The organism is Rhizobium sullae (assembly GCF_900169785.1).
Lineage (GTDB): Bacteria > Pseudomonadota > Alphaproteobacteria > Rhizobiales > Rhizobiaceae > Rhizobium > Rhizobium sullae.
This window is the reverse complement of sequence record NZ_FWER01000034.1, coordinates 1-25,245: the sequence shown is the minus strand read 5'-3', so window position 1 is coordinate 25,245 and position 25,245 is coordinate 1. Positions and strand designations below refer to the sequence as shown.

The window sequence follows — 25,245 nt, the reverse complement described above, 5'->3', positions numbered from 1 at the left end:
GTCAGGAGCGACGAAATCGCGAAAGCGGAACAAGGCTTTCGGCAGGCAGGTGTTCGTGACGTGATGATCAAATAAACTTTGCGGACAATTGCAAGATCGCCCGATGCTCCTCACGCTTAGGCCGTGATGGAAATTCCGCCCGCTGGCCTGAATCTGATGCTGTGCCCTCACATGCGGAACCTGCCAAACGGTTTCGAAAGGTCACGCAGGCTGATTGACACCTGCGCTTCACTGCAGCGGTCTGGGAACTTTTGTTTCAAGCATGTGTTCGATGTCCAGCGTCTCGCGTGCTCCCGTGGCAGTTAGAAAGGGTGTTCGATGTCTCTCGATCTCAATAACGCAGTGGTGGTCATCACCGGAGCATCGAGCGGTATAGGTCAGGCGACTGCGGAGGCCTTCGCGCGACGGGGCAGCAAGGTCGTCTTGGCAGCGAGGAATGGCGAGGCGCTGGATAAGGTGGCCCAAGCCTGCAAGTGCATAGGCGGCGACGCCATTTCGGTCGTGACCGACGTCATCGATCCCGCGGCCGTCAGAGCACTTGCCGAAAAAGCAAATGCGCTCGGCCGGATCGATGTCTGGGTCAGCAATGTTGGCGTTGGCGCTGTCGGTCGATTTGAGGAGACGCCGATCGAGGCGCATGAGCAGGTCATTCGGGCCAACCTGATTGGCCACATGAACGATGCCCACGCAGTGTTGCCGATCTTCCTGAAACAGGGCAGAGGCACCTTTATCAATATGATTTCGCTCGGTGGGTTTGCGGCGGCACCGTTCGCGACAGCCTATAGCGCCAGCAAGTTCGGGCTGCGGGGCTTTTCAGAGGCGCTGCGAGCGGAGTTGGCTGACAAGCCGAACATCCGGATCTGTGACATCTACCCAGCGTTTGTCGACACGCCCGGCCTCAGTCATGGCGCCAACTATGTTGGGCGACGAGTGTCGGCGCCACCGCCGGTTCTCGACGCACGACGTGTGGCCGAGGCGGTCGTTAAGGTTGCCATATCACCACGAGCGACCACTACGGTCGGAGCAGTCACCACTGCGACGCGGCTCGCCCACCTGCTGGCGCCCAATCTTTCTGCGCGGGTTCTTGGTCGCTTGATGGCAGCCTATTTCGAGCGGGCGCCGCGCATCGCTGAGAGCGACGGCAACCTCTATCGGCCTTCGTCAGACGCCGCACGAATCGATGGCGGACTAAGGTCGCAGCATCGGCTGTCAGCGCCGCTCCTTCTTGGCCTGACCGCGCTTGCGGCGGTCGCCCTCGGCGCCACGGTTGCGTCGAGGATATCTAGGCCACGGCGAGGACCGTCGTCATCCCACTGGCTCTCGTAGTTGAATGCCGGCCGTGTTGCGCTGCCAGGTCGGTCTTAACTTTCAGGATGCCGGGGCGGCTGCGCAAAGTTCCAAAGCAATCGATGTGCGATCTGCTTATTGACGAGGCCCAAGTGCCGGGGTCCTCCGCCTGTAGTACGTCAACTTGAATTTCTGTTCGAAGTTTCCCGCGTGAGGAACCACGAAGCCCGTTGGAAGTTTCGGTATGGCGAAACAGGGAGGTTCTGATGAATACCCTTATCTACGCATCCGTCATTCTCGCAACGGCCGGCTCGGCCGCTTTTGCCCAATCCGCCACCGAAAAGACAGGAGTCAATTCGCTCGTGGGTGTCGCGCCGAAGACCGAGGATTTCGTCACGGAAGCGGCAAGCAGCGACATGTTCGAAATCGAGTCCAGCAAGCTCGCCCTCGAACGCTCCGATGAGAAGACGAAGACATTTGCGCAGCAGATGCTGACGGATCATCAAAAGACTTCCGACGAGCTGAAGGCCATGGTCTCAGGTGGCAAGGTCAAGGCGACGACCCCTATGGCAATGTCCTCGTCTCATCAGGGAATGCTGGACGATCTAAAAAAGCTAAATGGTGCCGATTTCACAAGCCAGTACCACTCTGACCAGGAGGATGTGCACGAGGACGCAGTTGATCTCTTCAAGCGCTACGGCGACGAGGGCGAGAACGCGGATCTGAAGGCGTGGTCCGCAAAGATGCGCCCAGCCCTAGAGCATCACCTGCAGATGGCGACCGACTTGAACAAGTAATTCCAAGAGGAGCAGATGTCGTGACAAATTATCCCACACCACCCTTCGACACGCCGCAGCAATCAATGCCTGGGACGACAAAAGAGATGTCACCGCTGCCCGATCACGGTGAGCATACCTATCGCGGCTCCGGCCGACTGAGCGGCAAAAAAGCAGTGATTACCGGCGGCGATAGCGGTATCGGCCGCGCCGTTGCCATTGCTTTCGCGCGTGAAGGGGCCGACGTTCTGATTGCCTATCTCGACGAAGACGAGGATGCCAACGAGACCAAGAAGTGGATCGAGGAAGCCGGACGCAAGGCCGTACTCGTTTCTGGCGACATTCAGAAACCGAAGCATTGCCGTCACATCATCGACACGGCGCGAGCCGAGCTCGGCGGTATCGACATCCTGGTCAACAATGCCGCTCATCAGGCGAGCTTTGAGGACATTGGAGAGATCAGCGACCAAGAATGGGAACTGACCTTCAAGGTCAACATCCACGCGATGTTCTATCTGTCCAAGGCCGCCATCCCGCATATGAAGCCGGGCAGCTCGATCATCAATACCGCTTCAGTGAATGCTGACAACCCAAGTCCACACCTCCTGGCCTATGCCACGACCAAGGGCGCGATCCAGAACTTCACGGCCGGCCTCGCGCAGATGTTGGCCGCAAAAGGCATCCGGGCGAATACTGTGGCGCCAGGCCCGATCTGGACACCGCTCATTCCGTCGACCATGCCGGAAGAAGCTGTCAAGAACTTCGGGAAACAGGTGCCGATGAAGCGGCCGGGGCAACCAGCGGAGCTGGCTACGGCCTATGTCATGCTGGCCGATCCGCTCTCAAGCTACGTCTCCGGCGCGACAATTGCCATCACCGGCGGCAGACCCATCATCTGATGGCACCGCTCCTGGAAAACGTCCACGAGCGTCTCGCCGGCTTGTTTTAAACAATTAGGCTATCGTTGTGGATCGGACGTTCGCAGATCGTCACACTCGGTCAACGGCCATCGATTCTAACCTTAAAAACCATCATCCGCCCTCCTGCGAGTATCGGTGAGGGTAGCCGCCCAGTCCCTAAGGTCGGTGACGACGAGGTCCGGAACCTCCATGCTCGCGAAATGCCCGCCGCGATCGTGCTCTCGCCAGTGAACGACGTCATAGCCCTTTTCGATCCAGCTCAACGGCGGCCTCGGATGGCGCGGATCTGGGAAGCTCGCGAATCCCGCCGGCACGGGCACCCGACGTCCCTCCGGAAGACGCTTCGCACCCTCTGACTCCGCGCCGGCGTACATCCACGCGGCCGATCCAAAGCTGTCGGTCATGACTGTAAGCATGAGATTGGTGACGAGCGTATCGAGACCAAAGACCTCGTCGATTGCACGCCCACGCAGATCCGCCCAATCATGGAAACGCTCGAGAATCCAGGCCGCCTGCGCGACGGGATTGCCAGTCGCCAGGAAGGCCAGCGACTGCGGCCGTGTCGCGTGGAGACGGCTATAGGCGCCGAGCCGGCTTTCGCTCGCTTCGAAAGCGTCAAGATAGGCACGCTCGGCGTCGGTCGTCGGCACCGCCGCAGGCTGCGCGCCGGGATAGTCGAGGTGAATGCCGCGTATGTCCTCACTGTGATCCAGCGCGAGCCAGGCCGCGATGACGACACCCCAGTCGGTCCCCGCGACGAGATAGTCGTGATAGCCAAACGTATCGCGCATCAGGCGTGCGAGCCATCCGGCGGTGGCGCGCGGGCCGATTGGCACGGCGGGCTTATCCGAATAGCCGTAGCCGGGCAGCGAGGGAATGACGAGGTCGAATGCCTCCTCTTGCCTGCAGCCGAAGCGCGAGGGAAAGGCGAGCGCATCGATAATCGGCCAAAATTGGTAGACCGATCCTGGCCAGCCGTGAATCAACAGGAGCGGCCGCCGTCCCTGCGCCTCGCCGCGCACATGCACGACATGAAGCCGCATCTCGGCCGCGACGTCGGCGAGCAGTTGCGGATAGCGGTTGAGCACCGCCTCGCCGGCCGCGACATCATAATTATCCACCCAATGGATACAGAAACGGCGCAGGAAGTCGGGATCGCAGCCATAACGCCACCCGCCGCCAGCAGCCTCGCGCGGCCATTCAAAGCCGCGAATGCGCGACCGCAGTGATGCGAGCGCGGAGGCGTCCCAGCTTAGATGAAAGTCACTCTCCGACATCTGCAAGAAAGACACAGCGGCCATTGAAGTTCCGTATCAAAGACCACCGAGTGCCCTCGTGCCGACGCTTCAACATTGGTCCTCCGTGGGATCTTACAGCACGAAAATATTGCGCAGTCGGGCCAAAATGCCTTTCCGGTCGCTTGCAGCGGCCATTGCACGAACATAACGGGTGGCTCTCGCCGCGCTGACCGTTGCCCCGAAATGGCAATAGCAGACGAGGTGATGCAATTGACGGTCACTCAGTTCGAAGAACCGCTTGGCTTCGCCGTAGCTGTCATTCTCCAGCCCTGCCGCCCGCAGGACGGGGTCGGCAAACGCCACCGAGATCGGCGAATTGTCGGCGCGCATGAGCGCCCGCTCCTTGGCCGGCTTGTATTCCGTCTCGCGCAGGGTGGACAGCCCATCGTGTCGGCTCAGTTCCAAGAGCTGTGCCCAACGCTCAAGACGCTGGCGGCGGGACATTTCCGGTACCGGGCGCGGGTAATCGGGATTGACATTGGCGACGGCCTGCAGTTGTTCAAGGGCATGGTGCTTCATTGAAGTCTTCCTTTTGAGACGATAACTGGTCATATCGATCTGGGACAATCCAGATCGAGCCTTTACTCCAGCCGGTCACCAGTCGACACGCGGCGGAGATTCTTGGGTGCATCCCAATGATCCTTCCGCCGGCCCGACTGGATTGTCTTAGTCCTTTAAACCGCATCAAAGGCTGAAGGTTCCGTCAGATGGCGCCCGCCCCATCGTTTGATCAGATGGCGCCCGACCCAGCGCTTGGCGCGCTGAAGAGGCGGATCACTCCAGGCGGACTATACGGAGACGCTGATCGACGCGATCAGTTCCGGAGTAGGACGTAAGCAAGTCCGATCTCGTGCTCGGCCTCTCCGCAATTATCTCTCCGAATTCACCGATGCAAGTGGATGGCTACGCGGCCACCGAAACCGGCAGCAAATCAAATGGTTCAGCTCACAGGATGCTGGGCTCACATGCGCCGAAAGTCTTGCGACCTGCACATCAGGAGGGTTTAGCAATCCGCAACGGATGCGACCACAGCCATGGCAGAGTTGTGGAGGCTCGGGACGGCTTTCTTCGCCTCCGGCCCAAGCGGAACAAGGCATAAGGTGGGCCGTTGGTATGGAAGCTCACGAGGCATCGAGCATCGACGCGCATAACGCGAGCCGACTTGAATTCGCGGCGCCGCTTTCTAAGGGACGCTCCAAAAAACATGAGGTCTCAAATGAATCCTCACGAAAACGAAGAAGAGGCGGCGGAACGGCAGGATCCAGGGAGGGGACGGACCGCTGTCAACCCAGGCGACATCCCGGCGCGCGGATTACGCGACGTGTTCTGGCGCGTGATCTCACAGGTCGGTGAAGATCGGGTAACTCTCGTTGCAGCCGGCGTCACGTTCTATATCCTTCTCGCCCTGTTTCCGGCACTCGCTTCGCTGGTGTCTATCTACGGCCTCGTTTCAGACCCGGCCGCAATTGGCGAGCAGATCACGTTCATGGCGGGGGTCCTGCCGGCACAGTCGCTTCAGTTGATGACAGACCAGTTGCAGGCCATAACGTCTCAGAGGACCTCCAGTTTGAGTATCGGCTTCATTGCCGGTCTGCTGATCGCACTCTGGAGCGCGCGGAACGGGGTGACAGCACTCTTCGAGGCGATGAACATAGCTTATGACGAAAGCGACGGGCGCGGCTTTATCCGACTAACACTTCTCAGCCTTGGATTTACCGCAGGTGGTATCCTGGTCACAGCCTTGCTGATCGCTGCCATCGCTGTCTTGCCGGCGGTTCTTGCCCTTCTTTCGCCTGATCCATGGCTGGAAAGGCTCGCGAGAATTGCACGCTGGCCCGTGCTCTTGCTGCTGATTGGCGCGGCCATAAGCCTGCTTTACCGATACGGGCCGGATCGAGACCCACCGAAGCTAAGGTGGGTCACTTGGGGCGCGGCGTTTAGCACGCTTTGCTGGTTACCAGCGTCCCTTTTATTCTCATTCTACATCGACAACTTCGCGGACTATAACGCAACCTACGGCGCTATGGGTGCATTGATCGGTTTCATGCTGTGGATTTGGGTGTCGACGATCATCATCATCGTCGGTGCGGAGCTCAACGCGGAACTGGAGCACCAGACGGCGCGCGATTCGACGAAAGGTCGGCCCAAGAAAATGGGCAAGCGCGATGCCTACGTAGCCGATACCATAGGCGAGTCCAGCGATTGAATCCGCCGCCGATACCACACGCGTCGAGTTAGTCGTCTATAGTCTGGTAGGGAAGCTGAAAGCGCGAAGGGATTCGAACGGCCGGCAGGCGACCGGCGTAAGGGCCATGCTCGGCTAAATCCGTGGCACCCTTCGGACCTCATCTAGATGTTCAGGATGTATAGGCGGGCGTCCCAAGGATCCATGCATCCGAAGGCCTCAATAGTCAAAAAAGCTAAGCCGGAGGGAGTTTCTCGTTCCCGCCGGCTCTGAGCGCGGAGAGATAAGAGAACTGCTCACCTAAGGCGCCGCTCTCGCTCATCACGATTGTCGCGCTGGGGCCGATCGCGGAATAATCGACCTTCGGAACAAAGGGACTGTAGCACTGTTTTAGCAATGGATAGCGGCACCTCCGTTCAAAGACAGTAGGAGGACAAAATGAGTGATACGACGTATGGCCAAGGATCTGGCCGCCCGCCCGAAGGAAGCCCGAGTACACCGGGAGGCGAGGCTAATCCGGCTACGGCCCGGGAGCCGGCCTTGCGGGGCGATTTGAAAGAAATGAAGCAGTTCGCGGAAGAGCAGACTGAAAAGGCCAGGGACGCGGCAGAGCAAATGGCCACGGACGAGAAGAACTTCGCCGCGCGCCAGCTTGGCGGCGTTGCAACCGTCTTGCGGAAAGTGGGTTCCGAACTTGAGCAGTCGGAACAGAAATCCCTTGGACGGTATACCAGGAACCTCGGCAGCTCGCTTGAATCACTGGCGGGCGACTTGAAGGACCGCAATCTTGGCGACATAGCGGGCATAGCAGAGGACTTCGGCCGGAGAAAGCCAGCCGCGTTCCTGAGTATAGCCGCTCTTGCCGGTTTCGCCGCAAGCCGTTTCCTGACCGCCTCGGCTGAACGTAGAGCGAAACACCCTCAACCCACCACAACGCCACCGTCCACTTCGTCGAATGCAGGTCGGATCGGCTAGGAGCATTATTATGGCAAATCACGGAGATAATCGCGCCCTTCCAGAGCTCCTCACGGGCCTTGTGGCAGACATTTCGGGGCTATTCCGTAAGGAAATCGATCTCGCAAAGACCGAAGCTTCCGAGAAATTCGATCGCGCGCTGGGGGCCTTGGAAGTCGTCGCCATCGGATTGGCGCTTGCGATCGGCGCGCTGGGAGTTCTCTTAAGTGCCGCCGTTACCGGCGTTGCCGCTTTTCTCGTGGCCCGAGGTTTTACCGAGCCAAATGCAGACGCCTTGTCGTCGGTGATCATCGGCGTCCTGGCGGCGGTGCTTGCCTGGGCTATGATTTCGCGCGGTCTAGCGAACCTGCGCGGCGGCAAACTAACGCTTGACCGCACGGCAACATCCCTCAGACGGGATGTCGACGTGATCAAGGAGCGAACGCAATGACCTATTCCTCCAATCACCACAGGGCGGCCGAGCTTCAGCGCGAGATTGACTCCGACCGCCAACGAATCGAAGAAAAGCTCCACGCGATACAGGAGCGAATGTCGCCGGGACAACTGATCGACGAACTCATAGCCTACACGAAGAATAGCGGGGGTGCCGAATATGTCGGCAATCTCGGCCGGACGATGAAGACAAATCCTGTTCCACTCGCTCTTATGGGAGTGAGCCTGGCATGGCTGATGGCCAAAACCCCGCAGGCCACGGCCCCTGCAGCGGAGCATGAAGAAATGCTGGACGACTATCCGCTTGCGCCGGTGACAGGCGCGGTGCGGCGAATTGGTCCGGTAGAGGAGAGCTTCGGCGAGCGCTACAGCCACTTCTCGGACGAGAGCGGCAAGCGCTTTAGAGCACTGACCGATACGGCCGGTCGGCGAGCGGGGCACTTCATTGATGAAAGTGGCAAGACCTATCGCGGCTTTGCCGATGCAGCGGGTAGGCAAATAGATGAAATCTTCGACGAGGCCGGCGCGTTATTCGACCAGGCTTCCGGCTGGGCCGCGCGGTCCTGGCGCCGGCTCACGCAGTCTGCCGAGAAGGTGCAGGCGACGATCTTCGACACGGGCGGAACGCTCCATGATCAGGGTGCGCGGCTCAATGAACTACTAGAGCGGCAATTGCGGGACCAGCCGTTGGTGAGTGGTGCACTCGCCTTTGCCGTCGGGGCTGCCATCGGTGCTGCGCTTCCACACACGGAGCAGGAAGACGAGGCGATCGGCGAGACATCGGATGCCGTCCGCGAGAGCCTGTCGTCGAGCGCCGACGCGGCGATGGCCCGGGCTGTCGAGGCAGGGTCGGAAATCTACGAACGCACAAAGGACGTCGCGTCCGATGTCCATCAAGCAGCCAAAGACCGCATAAAGGAAGAGGCGCGGGACTTCCAGGCTGCTGATAATCCGGCCAATTCGCCACGGTGACCGCCCTCTGAGGTGGGACCCGCGATGGATCAGACGCTTGATTATGCTGGAACAGGCAGAGCGATGAAGAGCGCGCTACGGAACAGGAGAGATTAAACGCCCTAGATGACGATGAACCGCTGCCTGAACGCCTGATGTGATGTAGCGACAGGCCCTGCAAAGCGAACTAACCGCCGACGCCCTCAGGTTGGATCGGCAATACTGCGACTCTGGCCCAACCCAGCTCGCATAGCGATGGCCGGAAGGAACAAGGCGACCACCAGCATCCATACCAGCCACTGACAGCAAAGATTCTGGGTTCCCAATCGCGCGATTGCGCGCCGGTTGTTCACTCCGAGTCTCCTGTTATTAAAGCATCTGCGGCGCCAAGGGATGAATATTAGAGGAATTCTAAAAATAGGACTCCTGCCCGATAACTTCCGTAGGTGCCGTGAGACCGGACCAGCCACTTTCGGTCGTCTTTTCCAATAGTAATGGCCATCGATGTTTCCTAACAGATAAATGATTCTCAAAATCTACGACAATCTAGGAATATTCCCAGCGCGCGGTGCGGCCTATCATCACCGTGCGCCGATCAGCGGCTGATTACCGCGGCAGGTTAACGCTCGCCGCCGTGACCGATCCCGTCCTCTCCTTCAATCTCCTTTTCCGCCTGCTGCCAGTGCCGCTCATGCTCCCCGTCGGGCCGGCCCTCGCGCTCCCACTTTTCGTAGGCGCGTCTGCGAATGCGGTCTTCCCTATCGCCGGAGCTTCTGTCCGGAGACTCAGTCCCAGTGTCGTTGCGCCGCTCCAGCTCCCGTTCAATCATCTCCGCGGAGCCTTCGACCGGATCTTCGTTCCTTTTATTTTCGGTAACCATCGATTCCTCCTTGGTAGACTGCCGTCGCCAGCGCCAGCGAGCTACCTATCGCTTTGCCGCAATGTCGGCTTCGGCGCGCGTAAGAAAAGCCTCGGTTACACCGGAAAGATTGTCCTCCAGCCACTTTGCCATGGCGATTTCTTCTTTGAGGATGCCTTCGCAGACCGCCTGCGTTTGCCGGTCGCCGGCAAACTCTGCGGCCGCAATGAGAATCCTGTAGCTCGCAATCTCAAAATGCTCGAATGTGTAGCTTGCCAGCGAGCCTTTGACGATCTCATCGCTCACAAGCAGGCCGCTGACGCCCTGCCCGAAGGCGGTTATCTTTCCGGCCATATCCTTGATGGTCGAGGACCCGCCACCTATGCGGTTCAGGCAAGTCTCCAGCGATTTTGCCTGCTGCTGGTTTCTTCGAGATGCTGACCGATGCGTGCCTTCAGATCCGGATAGTTTTTGATCCGCTCGTATTGTGCCTTCAGCATCGTTTCGGCCTGCTCTTCCATGGCGTGAGCGTCACGGAGCCAAGCGACGAGATTGTCTTGTGCAGTAGACATGAGATCCTCCATCGTTGTGCGGCGCTAACGCTAACGGACCGTCTCATGAAATGTTCCGCCGGTGCCATCTGTGCAGAATCTTCATTGACACGCGCCTGAATCCATTTGTGCCGGCAACCGGAATTGCGCCATGGACAGCCGATCACAGATAATGCCTGATGAGACAACGGGCGGCCAGGGGACCGGTTACGCCAAGGCGCCCGGGGAGGTGACGAATTGTCCGGTGTGGGACAGCGACCGGGCTCGCCGTAGAGGGGTTTGAAACGAGCCCTGCCGCATCCTGGCTGTAGTTGATTTGGATCCTACAGCACAGGCATCACGCGACTTCGCTGGGCGAGCGGGGGCGGACGCCAGCTGCGATTAACGGGCGAGCTTGTCGCGCGACAGATGATAAATGCAAAGCGCATCAAAAGGTTCCGGTGCGCTATGTACGTATTGCATCACGACATGGCGGGCGTATGCTGCCTTGCCGGCCCCGCGTTTAACGGCTGAGACCGGTTGAGAGACTCGTTGCGCTCTTGCCATTATTGGAGGGGCTATAGATGTCTCTTTTAGACCTTCTTCCGCTCAATGAAAATGAAATCGAGCTGGTCACAACAGTGGTTCGCCAGTGGTGCGAAGATCATCGTGTCCTGATAGAGAGCGGCCGCGGCCGCGTAGCCATGACGACAGCCGTGGGTCTGGTGATCTCAGGCGACCACTCGCCTGAAGGGCTCGCGGAGGCTCTTGGCAGTTGTATGCGGATCGAGCAGTACAAGCGGATAGGCTCGAGGCTCGGTCCCGGACGAGAATTCCTCCCCTTGCTCTTGAAGAGATACAAAACCGCAGACTCCTTGATCTCATTGGTGCGGCGAAACGACGATGGGGCAGCTTTCTCAACAAGCCAACGGCTGTCGGCGCCTGCCCTTTGCGAAACGTGAATGCAGTCATTGCATGTCCGTTTTCGCGTTGCCATCAGACAAAGCCGGTGGCAACTTCGAGCGATCACCGCCCGCCCAACAGGACACGCCATTTGACCGAAACCAAGCTGCGATTAGCAGATCCGGAACTGGAACAACAGACCCGGGGAGGACTGCCCTCGCTCGTGCTCGCTGCCCTGGGCGTCGTCTATGGCGACATCGGGACAAGCCCGCTCTACGCGTTCAGGGAAGCCCTCCACGCCACCGGCGGATCAGGAGCCCATCATGCCAACGTTCTTGGAATCCTGTCGCTGATCGTTTGGGCACTCACGATCGTCGTCACCTTGAAGTACGTAACGTTCGTGCTGAAGGCGGACAACCGGGGCGAAGGCGGCACGCTGTCTCTCATGACTCTCGCTCGCGAAGGTCTGGGCGGCCGGCCCAAGTGGGTCCTTGTCGTGGGCGTTATCGGCGCCTCGCTGTTCCTCGGCGATGCGATCATCACGCCTGCCATCTCCGTCCTGTCTGCAGTCGAGGGCATCGAGGTGGTGGCACCGGCGTTGTCTAACTGGGTCGTGCCCGTCACTCTCACGATCATCGCGGTCCTGTTTTTCGTCCAACGGTTCGGGACGAGCGGCGTGGCGTCGGTGTTTGGTCCCGTAACCGCTCTGTGGTTCGTCGTCCTGGGCCTCAGCGGAGCGATCCACATCTTTGACGATCCGTCGGTGTTAGGCGCAGTCAACCCGGTCCACGCGCTCCGGTATATCGCAAGCAACATCGGCTCGGCCATCGCGGTACTCGGGGCGGTCTTCCTTGCTGTGACCGGGGCCGAAGCCCTCTACGTCGACCTTGGCCATTTCGGGCGCCGCCCGATTGTCACGGCGTGGTTTTCGCTCGTCTTCCCAAGTCTGCTTCTGAATTACTTCGGGCAGGGAGCATTCGTGCTCGCGAACCCGCAGATGGCCGAGCATCCTTTTTTTAGCATGCATCCAGAATGGGCGAGGATTCCAATGGTCTGTCTGGCGACCGCGGCAACGGTCATCGCTAGCCAGGCCGTGATCTCCGGCGCCTATTCCCTCGTCCGTCAGGCGATGCACCTCAACCTGCTTCCGCGCCTGCAGATCCTTCATACCTCCGAAACGCAATCCGGGCAGATCTTCATGCCACAGGTGAACAACTTGCTGTTCATATTCGTGACTGCTCTGGTGCTCTTCTTCCGAAACTCAAGTGGCCTTTCCGCTGCCTATGGTATCGCTGTGACGGGCGAAATGTTCATCACTTCGATCCTCCTGTTCATCGTGATCCGGCGTATCTGGAACTGGAAACTGGCGACGGCTCTTGCAGTCATTGTGCCGATGTCACTGATCGACGCCGGATTTCTGGTCGCCAACGTTGCGAAGTTCGCAGATGGCGGCTGGGTTCCCGTTGCGGTGGCGTCGACGATGGCTCTCATCATGCAGACATGGACGGCGGGGCGTCGGCTGCTTGCCGCCCGCACCAAGGCCGACGAAATCCCACTCGCGGCGATCATCGACAATCTGGCCCGGAAGAAGCCCCCCACAGTGCCTGGTACGGCAGTCTTCCTGACCAGCGACATCGAAGGCGCGCCAACGGCACTTCTCCATAGCCTCAAGCATTACAAAGTGCTCCATGAGCAGAACATCATTCTCAGCGTCGTGACTTCGACGACGCCATTCGTCCCGGACGATGAGAAAATCTTCCTTGAAAGCTTCAACCCCCGCTTCAGCCGGCTGGTAATCACTTTCGGCTACATGGAGACGCCCAACATCCCTCGTGCGCTCGTCCTCGCCCGCAAGCTTGGCCTGAAGTTCGACATCATGTCGACTTCCTTCTTCCTGTCTCGCCGAACGATCTTGCCGTCGAAGAAAGGTGGCATGCCGTTCTGGCAGGACCGGTTGTTCATCTCGCTTGCGCAGAATGCCAGCAATGCGACAGACTATTTTGGGCTGCCGTCGGGGCGAGTTGTCGAACTCGGGCTGCAGACAACTATCTAGCGGCGCCGATGAGCGCCGGTCTCGCGTCACGTTGCGAGGAACGCTAATTTGTCCGTCGTCGAGCTCTTTTCGTTGCTCCTGGCGCTACACCGCCGGGTTCGCTGGGTCAACCACCGCACACGAGCATACCCGACGTCCCTGCGGAAGACGCTTCGCACCCTCTGACTCCACGCCGGCGATCCGAAGCTGTCGGTCATGACTGTGAGCATGAGATTGGTGACGAGCGCATCGAGACCAAAGACCTCGTCGATTGCACGCCCAGGCAAATCCGCCCAAATCATAGCCGAGACAGTCTATGCCCGCTTGGCGACAAGCGCGCCATCGTGCATGCGCTGGTTGTCGCCGTCATGTGGGGGCCGATCCGGCAACGCGGTTTATGGAGCAGGCCGAAAGGCGCGCGGTGCGCGCCCAGACGGATCCCGAGCGTATGATCGACGCCTCCTCTCAAGACGTCTCAACCCTTCTCGGCCGCGCAGCAACCATGCTGGCGGTCGTGCGGACGGCTGCGGAAACCGAGGCGGAAATGCGCGACCTCTATGTGGAGCTTCATGCGGCCCGCCGCAGGAATCTGGCGCGGTTCGTCGCCGGGCTGGCCGAGATCGGTGGCCTGCGCGAAGGGCTCGACCGGGAAACGGCGACAAGCCACGTCTGGTCGCTCGGCAGCCCGGACCTCTTTCTGCTTTGGACCGGTCCAACAGGGAGACGGCCCCGAAGCTTACCGCGAATGGCTTGCGGCCGCCTTGAAGCGCCTCTGCGGGGGCACGACACGAATTTCGAATGGAACCAGATAGTCTGCCAAAGTGCAGTTGTCGAAAGTCACAAGAGGGGGTGACCAGCACATCAGATCAATGAGCGAGTGAGCTCACCCTTGCGCTTCGTCTTGACCCCCGAGCAGAGCGGGCCTACAAGATAGACTATGGCAACACACCTCTGATTGGCCGCGCCTTGCGGCATTGAGCGAAGCGCAGTCCTGCACGACACCGCGGGGCCACTTTCAATTGCCAAGCCAAAATCAGAGATTTTCCAATGCCCACGCTCTACCTCACTTGCGGTCTTCCCGGTTCGGGGAAGACGTCGCTCGCCACGATAATCGAACATGAAGCATCTGCCCTCCGTCTGACTGGAGACGACTGGATGCACAAGCTTTACCCCGGCATCTCTACTCCAGAAGCCGAAACTGGTCCGTGCCGAGGTAGAGTCGAGGGCCTACAATGGCAGATCGCTCTGCGTGCCATCAGGCTTCAGTGTAATGTTGTCGTGGATTGGGGAGTGTGGTCACGGGCAGAACGCGACACCTGCCGGGAGGAAGCTCGAGCAGCTGGTGCCCGCGTCGTCCTCTGCTTCCTCGACGTTCCCTTTGATGAGCTTTGGGACCGAGTCTCCCGGCGAAACGCCGAGCTTCCAGTCGGCACGTTCGACATCTCGCAGGCGGACCTGCTTAGGTGGTCGAAGCTGTTCGAGCGGCCAACCGCCGAGGAATTGGCGCTTTACGATCGGCAAACCCGTCCAGCCATCACCGCCCTTACATGAAACGCCACAGCGCCAGGGTCTTCTCAGTCTGCGTACTAGGCGAGTCCGGACCAGCTCGTTGATCTCGCGTAAGATGACAGCACAATTATTTATACCAACTTTCTGGCAGTGACCGTGGTGGGGTCGGCCAGTTCTCCGTCGGTGCCGATAAAGAAGACGACGCCGACATGCGTGCCGACCGCGCGATCCAAGGGCGGGGCGTCATCGACGGGAACTGGATAGCGCTTCCGCCGACGCTCCCTTGTCCTCGCGCTGATCGCCTGGTCTTCCTCAGTGCCCTTGATCGCCTCGCGCTTTGCGCGGCGGGCCTCCGGCTCGCTCCGTTCGGCAGCCGCCTCGATCGCCGGCCAGCGTCGCCGGAGTTCCTCAAATGAGCGGTAGGGCACGGTCCAGAGGCGGCGATCGGCGTCCCAGCGTGCATGCGGAATCGTTGATCACGGTCCGTGAATAGGGCGTCCGGATTTGGAGGGTTGCCGGTGCCGCCTCAAGGTAGCGGCTTTCGATCGGCTCGAAGGCGAAGGCGTCCCTACCCTTCTCGTCGGCGAAGGTGTCGGCCTCCGCCTCCATCTCGGCCAGCCAGCGGCCGATGCGCTTTTGAGCAGTGCGGCCCGGTACGAACCAGGCGTTCAGGCGGTCGCTCCACCGGGCGCACGGAAACGCCTCCCGAAACCGTTGCACCGTCATCCGGTCGTGCGACAGGTCGGTCGTTGCACCCTCACGCGGGCGTGGGTCGGATGTGTCCTTCGGTTCCATGTCCATGTCACATCGCCTGGCAGCCATGCTTCAGAGATCAGGCTGCCCGCCTTGATTTCCCGAGGCGCTTGATCGCCTGCTCGAGCGGACGTTCGCCATCACAATAGTCCTGCCAGGCCGAACTCTTGGCAATCAGTGCTGACACGGTACGCACGGTAAACCGCCTCGGATCGAGATCGGATTTCACCTGCGTCCAGGTGAGCGGCATCGACACGGTGGCGCCGGGCCGCGCGCGCGGCGACAGCGGCGCGACGGCGGTGGCCATGCGATCGTTGCGGAGATAATCAAGGAAGATCCTGCCGCCCCTCAGGCTCTTGGTCATCTTGATGAGATAGAGGTCGGGATTGTCGCGTGCCATCTGCTGACAGACGTCGTGGGCGAAACCCTTCGCCTCTGCCCATGTGAGAGGCTTGCGCTTGTTGACGGCAAGCGGCGTGACGACATGCAGCCCCTTGCCGCCCGTGGTCTTGCAGAAACTGACAAGGCCGAGCTCGTCGAGCCGGTCGCGCATCTCGCGCGCGGCAGCGACGACGTTCGAAAACGGCACGTCCGGGCCGGGATCGAGATCGAACACCAGCCGACCAGGCACTTCCGGCTGGCCGGGTTCGCAGTTCCACGGATGCAGCTCGACGCCGCCGATCTGGGCGATTGCCGCAAGCCCCTCCAACCGATCGACCTGCAGGTACGGCTTCTTGTCGCCGAAGACCTTCACCAGTTCGAGAAGGTTCGAGGTGCCGGGCATCGCATGGCGCTGGAAGAACTGTTCTCCGCCGATGCCATCCGGCGCCCGAATGATCGAACAAGGCCGACCCTTGATGTGTTCGATCAGCCAAGCGCCAACAGTCTCATGGTAGCGGGCGAGATCTTCCTTGGTGACCGGCTCGCCATCACCCGCGTCCGGCCAGAGCGGCTTGTCGGGATTGGAGATGAAGACGCCCATGACCTCGGCCTTGGCGCCTTTGCGCCGTGCGGGTTTTGACTTGTCAGTCGGAGCAGGTTCAGCGGCATCAGTCCTGGCGGGCGATGCTGGCTTCTCGGCCTCAACCTCTTTCGCCGGCTTGTCTTCCCGCAGTCCCTTAAAGGCTGCCTGGCGCACGATGCCGTCTGCCGTCCACCCTTCGAATTCGATGTCGGCGACGAGCTCGGGCTTCACCCAAACAACTTCAGCCTGCTTCTTGGGAGCACCGATACCGGTGAACGGCGATCTCGCCGTCTCGAGCGCGTTCAGTTTCGGAAGGAGCATCTCGACTTTCCTGGCGCCGTAGCCGGTTCCGACACGGCCGACACAGACAAAGTGATCGCCGCGGTGAACACCGACCAGCAGGGAGCGGAACTTGCCGTTGGTCCTGGCGTAACCGCCGATCACCACCTCATGGCCCGCCCGGCATTTAGATTTCGCCCAAGTGTCGGTACGGCCGGACTGATAGGGCGCATCCATCTGTTTGGAGACGATGCCTTCGAGCGACAGCTTGCAGGCAGACCGCAGCACCGCATCACCACCAGATTCGAAATGGTCGACGTAGCGGAGATGAGGATCATCAGTCGCATCGGCGAGCAGATTTTGCAGCCGCTTCTTCCGCTCGACCAAGGCCAAGGACCGCAAGTCCTCGCCGCCGTCGAACAGCAGGTCGAACGCGAAATAGACCAGATCGCCCGTCTTGCCCTCCGACAGGGCCGCCTGGAGAGCCGCAAAATCGGGTGCGCCATTCTCGTCGAGCGCGCAGATCTCGCCATCGATGATGCAATCCGGCAGTTCGGTAGCCGCATCGGCGATCTCGGGATATCTCCCTGTCCAGTCGAGGCCCTTGCGTGTCTTCAGGGTCACCGTGCCGTTGGCGACGCGCAGCTGGATCCGGTAGCCATCGAATTTGATCTCGTGCAGCCAATCGTCGCCACCCGGCGGCCGATCCAACGTCGCGCATAGCTGCGGGGCGATGAAATCCGGCAGGTCGGCCGCGGTCGAGGTCGCCACGTCCTTGTGGGACCTCTTCTTCCGTTCGTCGGCCGCCAGGCCATGCTTGCTGTCCCAGACGGCATCCGCCTCGACATTCGCATTTCCCATCATAAACGGTCTTGGCTTCCGCCCCTTGCCGCTGGCGATTTGCTCCATGCTGCGGCCCGACGCGACCGAGGTCGCATTCTCCTCCAGGATCGCCGCGCCGTTCTCCTCGACGGAATGATCATCATGGTGCTTGATCAGCAGCCAGTTGGTCCGCTTGCCGCCATCGCGGTCGTTGCGCATCCTGACCAGGACGAAGCTGCCATGTAGACGTTTTCCCTCTAGCGTGAACTTGAAATCGCCCTTCTTCAGGGCTTCTTCGGGTGACTTCCTGCCTTCCGGTTCCCAATAGCCGCGATCCCACAGCATGACCGTGCCACCGCCGTACTGGCCCTTCGGGATCGTGCCCTCGAAGTCACCGTAGTCGAGCGGGTGGTCTTCAACCTCGACGGCCAGTCGCTTGTCATGGGGATCAAGCGACGGCCCCTTGGTCACCGCCCAGGACTTGAACACCCCGTCAAGCTCGAGTCTCAGATCATAATGGAGCCGCGTCGCGTCGTGCTTCTGGATCACAAACCGCCTGCGGTTCGACGGCTTGATGTGGGTCGCGCCGCTCGGCTCGCTCGTCTTCTTGAAATCGCGCTTGGCGCGGTATTTTGAGAGATTGTCGACCATGCTCAGCGGCTCGATACACGCATTGCGCCGGCGGCTCGGAAACTGCGCTGGACGGCGGCGACTTGGCTGTATGCGATATCTGCCGAAACCTCGATCTCGCCTGCGAGCGGCGCGTCGCGACGGGCGCCCTCGTCATGAGAGGCATCCCCGCCCGACGGCGCCGAGCCGGCGGAATTGCGGTCAGTCGCCGACTGGATAAAGATATCGGGCCTCGAGATCCCGTGCTGCTGAACCAGATGTTCGACGGCAAGATCGGCTGCTTCGCGTGTTTCGAATGTGGCCCGGATTGTCGTGGTGCTGTCGTCCGCCATTTGGCTGTCTCCTGCTACTGATGTTTACAGGGCGAGAACGCGTCAGGCGGCCGGTAGTTTCGCGACGTGGTCACCGGCGCGATTGAAATGGTTGATATCGCGGCGAAGGCTGGTATGTTCCCCTTTTGTCTCGGCATGAAAAGACTGGCCGATCCTTGAAGGCGATGCTGATCGTGGTGCGGGGCCTTTGCCATTCGACGATTAAATCACGCAATCTGCAAATAACCACCGCCAATTCGGCAGGGATGCTATTCCATCGGCCGCTTGAACTGCTCGATCCGCATCGAGCGGCCGCGGGCCTCGGCGAGCGCTTGAGATATCACCAGTTAAATTCTGGCCATTGGTAGGAACCTGGGCCCCTGCGTCGTCGTTCGAAGGACGCTGTTAACCAGGCGCCAACGAACTTGCCATGGCAGACAAGGATAAGAAAGAAAACGAGCCGCGAGACCAGATCGAGCAGATCGATAGGCAGCGTAGGAGAGAGAGCGGACGGGCGCTTTTGATTGCCCTTATCGCTGCGACAATGATCATCGGCGGTTTCCTGCTCATCATCTATCTCGCTGATACAGTCGACCGCCTTGGAGTCAACTTGACACTACCGCCGACGCGAACATAATGAGAACAAGTGGCCGCCAGTCGCAACCACCGACCCTGCAGTAATCGGCGGAACCTATGCGGGAGTAACGCAAGCGGGCGAAGTCAACGCATAACGATTTGTGAGGCAGGCGAGATGATGACGGAAGCATTATGTTTTCCGTCCTGACTATCTCACTCGACCTCGCCCACTCGCGCCCTTGACTCTCGACGCTCGGCAGAACATTTTGAGAACAAGGGGGCGATCATGTGCGGACGCATATTCATCAAGACCAATCTCGAAAGCATGATGAATGCCTTTGCCTTCGCCGATCGCAAGGGCGCGCTTGGCCTCGCCAATCACTTCCCGCGCTATAACGGCGCTCCCTCGCTTGATTACCCGATCATCATCAAAGACCTGGTGCGTGAGCCTGTCACGATGGGCACGGTCTTCGTCAGCGCCCGATGGGGCTTGATGCCGGGCTGGATGAAGCCGGGCGGGCGGCCGCCGCCGATAAACGCGCGCTGCGAAGGCATTGCCGCGAATGGCATGTTCAAATCCGCCTATCGCTCGCGCCGCTGCCTGGTGCCGATCGACGGCTTCTTCGAATGGAAGGACATCTTCGGCACCGGCAAGAATAAGCAGCCCTATGCCGTTGCGATGAAGTCGGGCGTGCCCTTTGCGCTTGCCGGCATATGGGAGATACGGCGCGATCCGGCCGACGTCGATATCCGTACCTTCGCCGTCATCACCTGTCCGGCGAATGAAATTATGGCGGCGATCCACGACCGCATGCCGGTGATCCTGCATCCGGAGGAATACGAGCGCTGGCTGTCGCCAGAGCCGGACCCACACGAGCTGATGAGGCCATTCCCCTCCGAGCTGATGACGATGTGGCCAATCGGCAAGGCCGTCGGATCACCGAAGAATGACAATCCAGAGATCATCGAGGAGATCGGTCCCGATCCCGAGCCGACGCTGTTCTGATCAGGACCTGTTTCGCGGTGTTATCCTGCACTTCGCGGAGCCCCTTGTAGGACGAATGCCGCAGGTTTCCGTAGTGCGTCCACGCCCGGTACTGGATCTCCGCAATCAGTCGGCTTCACCTAAACGATGTCCTTCCGGCGGCCTTCGTATTCGACGGTCCGGGCGCATAGGCATGCTGCGATAGGTCTTATGCAGCGCTTCAGGCTGGAGCAGGATGTAAATCAGATTCCGGGTGCAGAGGCCGTTATAGCCTTCGGGCAAATGGGCCTCATCCGCGCCGGTGTACAAGGATGCGCGTGTTGTCCGCGAGAAGGCTCTCAACGTCGATCGTCGTCTGCGGCCGCAGTTCCGTATCGTTGAGGCTGGGAAAACCGAATGTGTTGAGCGCCGGCAGCAGCGCCTTCAGCCGGTCGTCAAAATCTTCCTGCATTGACTTTTCCAGATGGGCGACAGAGGCCTTGAGTCGGTCAGCGATATGCTGATCGTTGATCGATGCGGTGAGCGTATTCGCCGTCTTGAAAAGCTGTTGAGCAGATTGCCGATGACGTCGGTGTCGCCCCGCTTACCCACGTCAAGCGTGCGCTGTGCTTTCACGAACCCAGTACTGATCAGGTTGTTGAGTTCGGTAATTTTATCCAAGGTCCGAATAAAAAGCCAAACAACAAAGAAACAGCCGCATTCTTAACGTTTAAGTGCGAAACGACAAGCAGTGTCTCCGAACAAGATCCGCATTGGCGCGTTAATTTAGGCACCGATTGCGGAGGACTGACGTGAACGAGGTTCTTTTTCGACTGGCGGATTTTCTTTCCCGCCCTCCCGGCTTTTATTTCGTTATTGCAGCGATGATTGGCAGCACCGCGCTGGTGCCGTTCGGGCTCACAAACGTCGTCACCTATGCTCTGTCGGTCGCCGCAATAGTGATCACTAGCATCGTGTTGATCCAAGGCTATCGCGACACCGCGGCAATCCACGCCAAGCTCGATGAAATCATCGTGTCAATGCGTGAGACCCGGAACGGGGTCGTCGGCCTCGAGCACGAACAGCCGGAGCGCATCGCGGCGGAAGTCGAACGGCTCGAACAGGAAGCGGACAAGTAAAACCCTGCCCCTCGGCAGACCACTATATAGCGGAATTGTCTAGGCTCGACGCCGGCACGCTCCCATGCCGAACGTATATCGCAGGGCTTCTCTGGCATCCTGCAGGTCGTCGGCTATGCCGGATACAACAGGCTGATTGCACCTGACCGCGCCGGCACGGACATCCAACTTGCCTATTGCTGCGCGCATGCCCGTCGCAAGCTCATGAGCACCTATTGCCGAGGAAGCCTCAAACGGATCGGCGAGCTGTATCGGATTGAGGCCGAACTGCGTGGCCTTGATCCGCCGGCTCGTCTTGCCAGGCGGCAGGAACGGCCAGCGCCGCTGATCGCCGACATGCAGACTTGGCTTCTCCACCACGACGCCCGTGTCGCGACCAAATCTCCGCTTGGCGAGGCTTTGGCCTACATCGCCAACGACTGGATGGTTTGAAGCTCTTCCTGACCGACGGCCGCATCGAGATCGACAACAACAGTGTCGAGTGAACCATCTGGCCGATAGCAATCGGAAGAACGCACTCTTTGCGGGGGCACGATGCCGGAGCCGAGAACTGGGCAACCATCGCCTCGCTCATCGAGACATGCAAACTCAATGCCGTCGACCCGCAGGCCTACCTGACCAGCACACTCGCCGCCATCGTCAACGGCCACAAGCAAAGCCGGATCGATGAGCTGCTGCCTTGGAATTACCCGGCCGAGTAAATGCACCCGAGGCGGCAGTTGACCCTAAGCAGACGTCCGCCACCTCCCGAGCGAAGGTAAGGTAGGCGGAAGTGGGTGATGTTCGCCAAAAGGAGTTCAAGTTAGAAAAGGCATGATATCTACACCGTCACCAGGAAATACGGTGAGGTGCGGATGGTCCTGGAACAGCCGTGCGGCGGCATCAGCGGTTTCCGCTTCGACTACCAGATAGCCGCAGAATGGATTCACGGCTTCGGCCACACCGTCCTTTGTCACACGCGTCGTCTTGCCCACCATGCCACCGCGATCAAGGATGAACGCAGCATTATGTTCCTCCCACGCCACTCACCGTGGTATGCCCACAGCATCGACTGCATCCTGCTGGGCTTTGGGCAGGCTTCGAAATGACACGAGGTCTTCGGGCTTCATAGTGTAAACGGCAAGAAATCGGGGCACCGGCGTTACCTCCCTTGGCTTAGATGGCTATCAGTTTACATGCCGAGCGTCGGGAAACACCCCCTGTAGTCCAAGATGTGGCGCGAGGCGCAGGATGACGGCTGTTGGGGTAATAGTTGGCATCCCCTTCATGTCCTCCAGTGCTCGGCACTGCAAAAGGCAGCTCAGTCAATATGGAAGCGGGACACCGCTTACGGCCTATCTCTCAGACGTTCTCACACAGATCGTCAACGGGCATCCAAATAGCCAGATCGACGATCTGCTGCCGTGGGCCTACGCCGCCAGGCTTAAGCCCGCAGCCTGATAGAACCGCTTGAGCTTCACTCGCCGTAGATGCCAATTCCAATGGTGGCAGTGGCGACGTACACGCAGATTATTCAAGTGCGGCGCCGGGCGTCACCTTCGCTGATGCAATCCGGCGGATAGGGATCGTTCTGGGGCGGTAACGCAGACCGAACGGCAAGGGCTCGTCATGAAGAGTCGCTGAGACGAACCCTCACCGCATCGTGCAAGAGGCTGATCGACCTCTTGCCACGATCGCGCGGATCGGTTGGAACGATGGTGGATGCCGCGTGATGGTGCCCAACGTCTCGCGCGGCGCGAAGTTCCAGACGCAATGTTCAAAAAATCCCCGCTGTCGATCGGCGGGGCAGAGGAAAGTGATGATCTCGCCACGCAAAGTGGCGGCTCTCTATTACATGGGTGAAACGATCTGCCGGTAAACCAGCCTGAAAGTATTAGTGCGATTTCGTACAAAAAGCGGTTGCCGATGCGCGAAGAATTAAGGTGGATCGCGCAGCCACGTGCAAAGGGCGTAAGCACGGTCACAGGATGATGTGGGCCGCGCGATCCAGTCCTTAGTTGTCCTCTTCATACTCCTCGTCGGTATGGCGATAGACGTCACCTTCGCTGATGCCATCCGGCGGATAGCGGGGATCATTCTCGGGAGGTAGCGGGAACTTGCGCGGCGTTCGCGAAAGGCGATTGCAAAAAAAGGAGTTCGGCAGCAAATGCCACCAGACGTCGGATGGATGAGTCTTGCAGTGCAAAAAGGGCTTGCTGGTTGGCTGGTATCATCAATCCAAGTTGAGGGAGCCATACGGTTTGACGGCTTAATGTGCTAAGTTGAGCGCCAAGTCGGAGGTGCTTGACATGGCACGTTTTATCGGAGCCGCCCTCACTATGTTCATCGTGACACTGTTCGCATCGCACGGACACGTCGGGGAAATCCGGCCGAAATTTCCCCCGGACGAGACATTGACAGTGCCGTCGCTCACCCTGACGGACAAGCAGTTCTTGCAGGGGAATACGGCGAACGGAGTTGCTGTGACGCTGACTGGCCAACTCCGGTTTCCGAGTTGGAATGAGCATCTGCCGGCCGTCATTCTGCTCCATGGTTCCAATGGTGCTGCCAACAGCACGCCAGCAGTCCGCTGGGGCGAATTTCTCAACAGAATGGGAATCGCCACGTTCCGCCTTGATAGTTTCGGCGGTCGAGGCATAGATCAGGTCGAGACAGATCAGTCGCGGCTGAGCTCTTTCGCACAATTCTACGATACCTATCGCGCCGTCGACGTGCTCGCGGTCCACCCGCGGATCGATCCATCACGCATCGCCGTGATGGGCTTCTCGCGCGGTGGCTCCGCAGCGCTCTATACCAGCATGCGGCGTTTCCAAGCTCTCCATGGGTCAGCAAAGACGCGCATTGCCGCACATCTTTCATTCTATCCTGCGTGCAACATTCGCTTCATCGATGAACTCGACATTGCCGACGCCCCAGTCCGCGAATTCCACGGCGCGGCGGACGACACGACCCTGGCTATGACGTGCCTTGATTACATCACGCGTCTCAACGCCGCCGGAAAGGACGCTGTCATGACCGAGTATCCCGGCGCGCACCACGGGTTCGATAACCCCGATGCGCGGGCGGTTTCCGTTACCCAAAGCGCACAATCTTCTCGCAATTGTCAGCGCCGCGAGGAAGACGGCAAGATATTCAATGTCGAGACTGGCGAGCCCTTCACCTTCAATGATGCTTGTGTGGAACTCGGTTCGACCGTGGGTTACGACAAAGCTGCGACCGAGGCAGCACAAGCCACGGTGAAGAAGTTCTTGATTGGAGTATTTCGCCTCAACTGATTCGATGGCGAAGCATCGAGAGCGGGGGGCGGACCCTAGTCGGGTACTTGAGGAGACTGCGTTTATTCCAAAACCGAGTTGGTGGCATTTGCTCCCGAATAGCGGAAAAAAGAGCCCCGCTGTCGATCGGCGGGGCAAGGGAAAGTGACGGACACCGCTCATAGGGGTGCGCGGCCCTTATAAAATGGGCGAGACTGTCTGCCGGTAAACTAGCCAAAGGTATTAGTGCGGTTCCGGTCAAAAAACGGACCTGACGGACGGGGTGCAGCGCACGGCCAAGTCGCCGGCTGGATGCGCGTTTGTAGACGGGCGCGCAATCCGCAATTTCAATGACTTAACTGCCGAGAGCGTTCCGCCAGCACACAAAAAAGCTTTCCGTACGGTAAGATACCAATGCGCGAAGAATCTGAGGCGGACAGCCAGCCACGAGCAAGTGGGTAAAGCGCGGGTCACAGGATATGTCGGCCGCACGATGACGAACCGTAATCGGGATCATCTCAGTTCCCTGTTCCGCAATGGGCTCGTTGTCCAGCCAGAGGTCGAATCTCTCTCGCGCAGAACATCTATAATGTCCATGATGGTGGCTTCATCGAGGTGCTGGAGGGGCACGGTTTCCGCGATGACAACGATCATTCCGGTCCTTATGTCAACTATCGACCAAGTCGCGTCCGGGTCACGTCTCGCATAGTAGGGCGGGTACATACGCACAATCATGTTCGCTCCTCATTACAAAGAGCCCCGACGTATCGGCGCTAGTTGTTGACAAAGAGGAACGTCGGGAGACGTTCAAAATATTAACGTGCTATGTGGATCATGGTTTCCGTACGATAACGTACCAATGCGCGAGGAGTTGAGGTGGACCGCACAGCCACGTG

Annotated in this window: 20 protein-coding genes and 6 pseudogenes; 17 read left to right on the top strand and 9 right to left on the bottom strand. The window is 59.5% G+C overall.

Annotated features, from left to right (window positions below; genetic code table 11):
- Positions 1-318: 318 nt before the first annotated feature.
- The 3 genes from BN1800_RS25515 to BN1800_RS25505 all read left to right on the top strand — a co-directional run bounded on the left by BN1800_RS25515 (position 319) and on the right by BN1800_RS25505 (position 2,962).
- Positions 319-1,326: an SDR family oxidoreductase gene (locus BN1800_RS25515; RefSeq protein ID WP_087001676.1), complete on the top strand. Its 1,008-nt coding sequence runs from the start codon at positions 319-321 to the stop codon at positions 1,324-1,326.
- Between the two features lie 227 nt (positions 1,327-1,553).
- On the top strand, positions 1,554-2,084 hold the full coding sequence (locus tag BN1800_RS25510; protein WP_087001675.1) for a DUF4142 domain-containing protein: 531 nt from the start codon (positions 1,554-1,556) through the stop codon (positions 2,082-2,084).
- A gap of 20 nt (positions 2,085-2,104) precedes the next feature.
- A complete protein-coding gene (locus BN1800_RS25505) occupies positions 2,105-2,962 on the top strand; it encodes an SDR family oxidoreductase (protein ID WP_087001674.1) in 858 nt (285 codons plus the stop codon).
- A 122-nt stretch (positions 2,963-3,084) separates the two neighbouring features.
- Here the strand turns inward: BN1800_RS25505 and BN1800_RS25500 are convergent, their stop codons facing one another.
- A complete protein-coding gene (locus tag BN1800_RS25500; RefSeq protein ID WP_244564631.1) occupies positions 3,085-4,284 on the bottom strand; it encodes an epoxide hydrolase family protein in 1,200 nt (399 codons plus the stop codon).
- Positions 4,285-4,353: 69 nt separating this feature from the next.
- The gene (locus BN1800_RS25495; RefSeq protein WP_087001673.1) at positions 4,354-4,800 is read right to left on the bottom strand and encodes a hypothetical protein; all 447 of its coding nucleotides are present in this window, start codon (positions 4,798-4,800) and stop codon (positions 4,354-4,356) included.
- Between the two features lie 370 nt (positions 4,801-5,170).
- Between BN1800_RS25495 and BN1800_RS44050 the strand changes: the two are divergent.
- The 5 genes and pseudogenes from BN1800_RS44050 to BN1800_RS25475 all read left to right on the top strand — a co-directional run.
- Positions 5,171-5,285 (top strand): annotated as a pseudogene (locus tag BN1800_RS44050) (IS66 family transposase); the annotation flags it as partial.
- 212 nt (positions 5,286-5,497) lie between these two features.
- Positions 5,498-6,487, top strand: a complete 990-nt coding sequence (locus BN1800_RS25490) for a YihY/virulence factor BrkB family protein (RefSeq protein ID WP_179213885.1) — start codon at positions 5,498-5,500, stop codon at positions 6,485-6,487.
- 417 nt (positions 6,488-6,904) lie between these two features.
- Positions 6,905-7,441 carry a hypothetical protein gene (locus tag BN1800_RS25485; RefSeq protein ID WP_087001671.1) on the top strand — a complete coding sequence of 179 codons (537 nt, stop codon included), beginning with the start codon at positions 6,905-6,907 and terminating at the stop codon, positions 7,439-7,441.
- A gap of 10 nt (positions 7,442-7,451) precedes the next feature.
- A complete protein-coding gene (locus BN1800_RS25480) occupies positions 7,452-7,871 on the top strand; it encodes a phage holin family protein (protein ID WP_087001670.1) in 420 nt (139 codons plus the stop codon).
- The gene (locus BN1800_RS25475) at positions 7,868-8,845 is read left to right on the top strand and encodes a DUF3618 domain-containing protein (RefSeq protein WP_087001669.1); all 978 of its coding nucleotides are present in this window, start codon (positions 7,868-7,870) and stop codon (positions 8,843-8,845) included. The genes BN1800_RS25480 and BN1800_RS25475 overlap by 4 nt, the downstream gene beginning before the upstream one ends.
- Positions 8,846-9,443: 598 nt before the next feature.
- On the opposite strand, the gene BN1800_RS25470 is transcribed toward BN1800_RS25475, so the two are convergent.
- Positions 9,444-9,704, bottom strand: a complete 261-nt coding sequence (locus tag BN1800_RS25470; protein ID WP_087001668.1) for a DUF2934 domain-containing protein — start codon at positions 9,702-9,704, stop codon at positions 9,444-9,446.
- Between the two features lie 45 nt (positions 9,705-9,749).
- Positions 9,750-10,255 (bottom strand): annotated as a pseudogene (locus tag BN1800_RS25465) (ferritin-like domain-containing protein).
- Positions 10,256-11,267: 1,012 nt separating this feature from the next.
- Here BN1800_RS25465 and BN1800_RS25455 point away from each other — a divergent pair.
- The 3 genes from BN1800_RS25455 (at position 11,268) to BN1800_RS25440 (ending at position 14,699) form a co-directional block, all read left to right on the top strand.
- Positions 11,268-13,169: a potassium transporter Kup gene (locus BN1800_RS25455; RefSeq protein ID WP_087001701.1), complete on the top strand. Its 1,902-nt coding sequence runs from the start codon at positions 11,268-11,270 to the stop codon at positions 13,167-13,169.
- Positions 13,170-13,545: 376 nt separating this feature from the next.
- Positions 13,546-14,001 carry a hypothetical protein gene (locus tag BN1800_RS25445; protein WP_087001665.1) on the top strand — a complete coding sequence of 152 codons (456 nt, stop codon included), beginning with the start codon at positions 13,546-13,548 and terminating at the stop codon, positions 13,999-14,001.
- A gap of 179 nt (positions 14,002-14,180) precedes the next feature.
- Positions 14,181-14,699 (top strand): P-loop nucleotide/nucleoside kinase family protein, encoded by a 519-nt coding sequence (locus tag BN1800_RS25440; RefSeq protein WP_280173976.1) that lies wholly within the window; start codon positions 14,181-14,183, stop codon positions 14,697-14,699.
- 104 nt (positions 14,700-14,803) lie between these two features.
- Here the strand turns inward: BN1800_RS25440 and BN1800_RS25435 are convergent.
- The 3 genes and pseudogenes from BN1800_RS25435 to BN1800_RS25425 form a co-directional block, all read right to left on the bottom strand.
- A pseudogene (locus BN1800_RS25435) lies at positions 14,804-15,458 on the bottom strand (hypothetical protein); the annotation flags it as partial.
- 31 nt (positions 15,459-15,489) lie between these two features.
- A complete protein-coding gene (ligD, locus tag BN1800_RS25430; RefSeq protein ID WP_087001663.1) occupies positions 15,490-18,126 on the bottom strand; it encodes a DNA ligase D in 2,637 nt (878 codons plus the stop codon).
- Positions 18,127-18,128: 2 nt separating this feature from the next.
- Positions 18,129-18,437, bottom strand: a complete 309-nt coding sequence (locus BN1800_RS25425; RefSeq protein WP_087001662.1) for a hypothetical protein — start codon at positions 18,435-18,437, stop codon at positions 18,129-18,131.
- A gap of 409 nt (positions 18,438-18,846) precedes the next feature.
- On the opposite strand from BN1800_RS25425, the gene BN1800_RS25415 reads away from it, so the two are divergent.
- Positions 18,847-19,053 (top strand): hypothetical protein, encoded by a 207-nt coding sequence (locus BN1800_RS25415; RefSeq protein ID WP_087001660.1) that lies wholly within the window; start codon positions 18,847-18,849, stop codon positions 19,051-19,053.
- Positions 19,054-19,278: 225 nt separating this feature from the next.
- Entirely contained in the window at positions 19,279-19,998 is a 720-nt protein-coding gene (locus BN1800_RS25410; RefSeq protein ID WP_087001659.1) for an SOS response-associated peptidase, read from the top strand.
- A gap of 268 nt (positions 19,999-20,266) precedes the next feature.
- Here the strand turns inward: BN1800_RS25410 and BN1800_RS41550 are convergent, their stop codons facing one another.
- Positions 20,267-20,428, bottom strand: coding sequence for a hypothetical protein (locus BN1800_RS41550; RefSeq protein WP_179213884.1), 162 nt, complete (start codon positions 20,426-20,428; stop codon positions 20,267-20,269).
- A 340-nt stretch (positions 20,429-20,768) separates the two neighbouring features.
- Between BN1800_RS41550 and BN1800_RS25400 the strand changes: the two genes are divergently transcribed.
- Positions 20,769-21,095 (top strand): low affinity iron permease family protein, encoded by a 327-nt coding sequence (locus BN1800_RS25400; RefSeq protein ID WP_087001658.1) that lies wholly within the window; start codon positions 20,769-20,771, stop codon positions 21,093-21,095.
- A gap of 63 nt (positions 21,096-21,158) precedes the next feature.
- Positions 21,159-21,796: pseudogene (locus BN1800_RS25395) on the top strand (IS66 family transposase); the annotation flags it as partial.
- A gap of 96 nt (positions 21,797-21,892) precedes the next feature.
- Here BN1800_RS25395 and BN1800_RS42725 read toward each other — a convergent pair.
- A pseudogene (locus BN1800_RS42725) lies at positions 21,893-22,231 on the bottom strand (hypothetical protein).
- Positions 22,232-22,427: 196 nt separating this feature from the next.
- Between BN1800_RS42725 and BN1800_RS40550 the strand changes: the two are divergent.
- Positions 22,428-22,535: pseudogene (locus BN1800_RS40550) on the top strand (transposase domain-containing protein); the annotation flags it as partial.
- An 848-nt stretch (positions 22,536-23,383) separates the two neighbouring features.
- On the top strand, positions 23,384-24,370 hold the full coding sequence (locus BN1800_RS25375) for a dienelactone hydrolase family protein (protein ID WP_087001655.1): 987 nt from the start codon (positions 23,384-23,386) through the stop codon (positions 24,368-24,370).
- Positions 24,371-25,245: the final 875 nt, after the last annotated feature.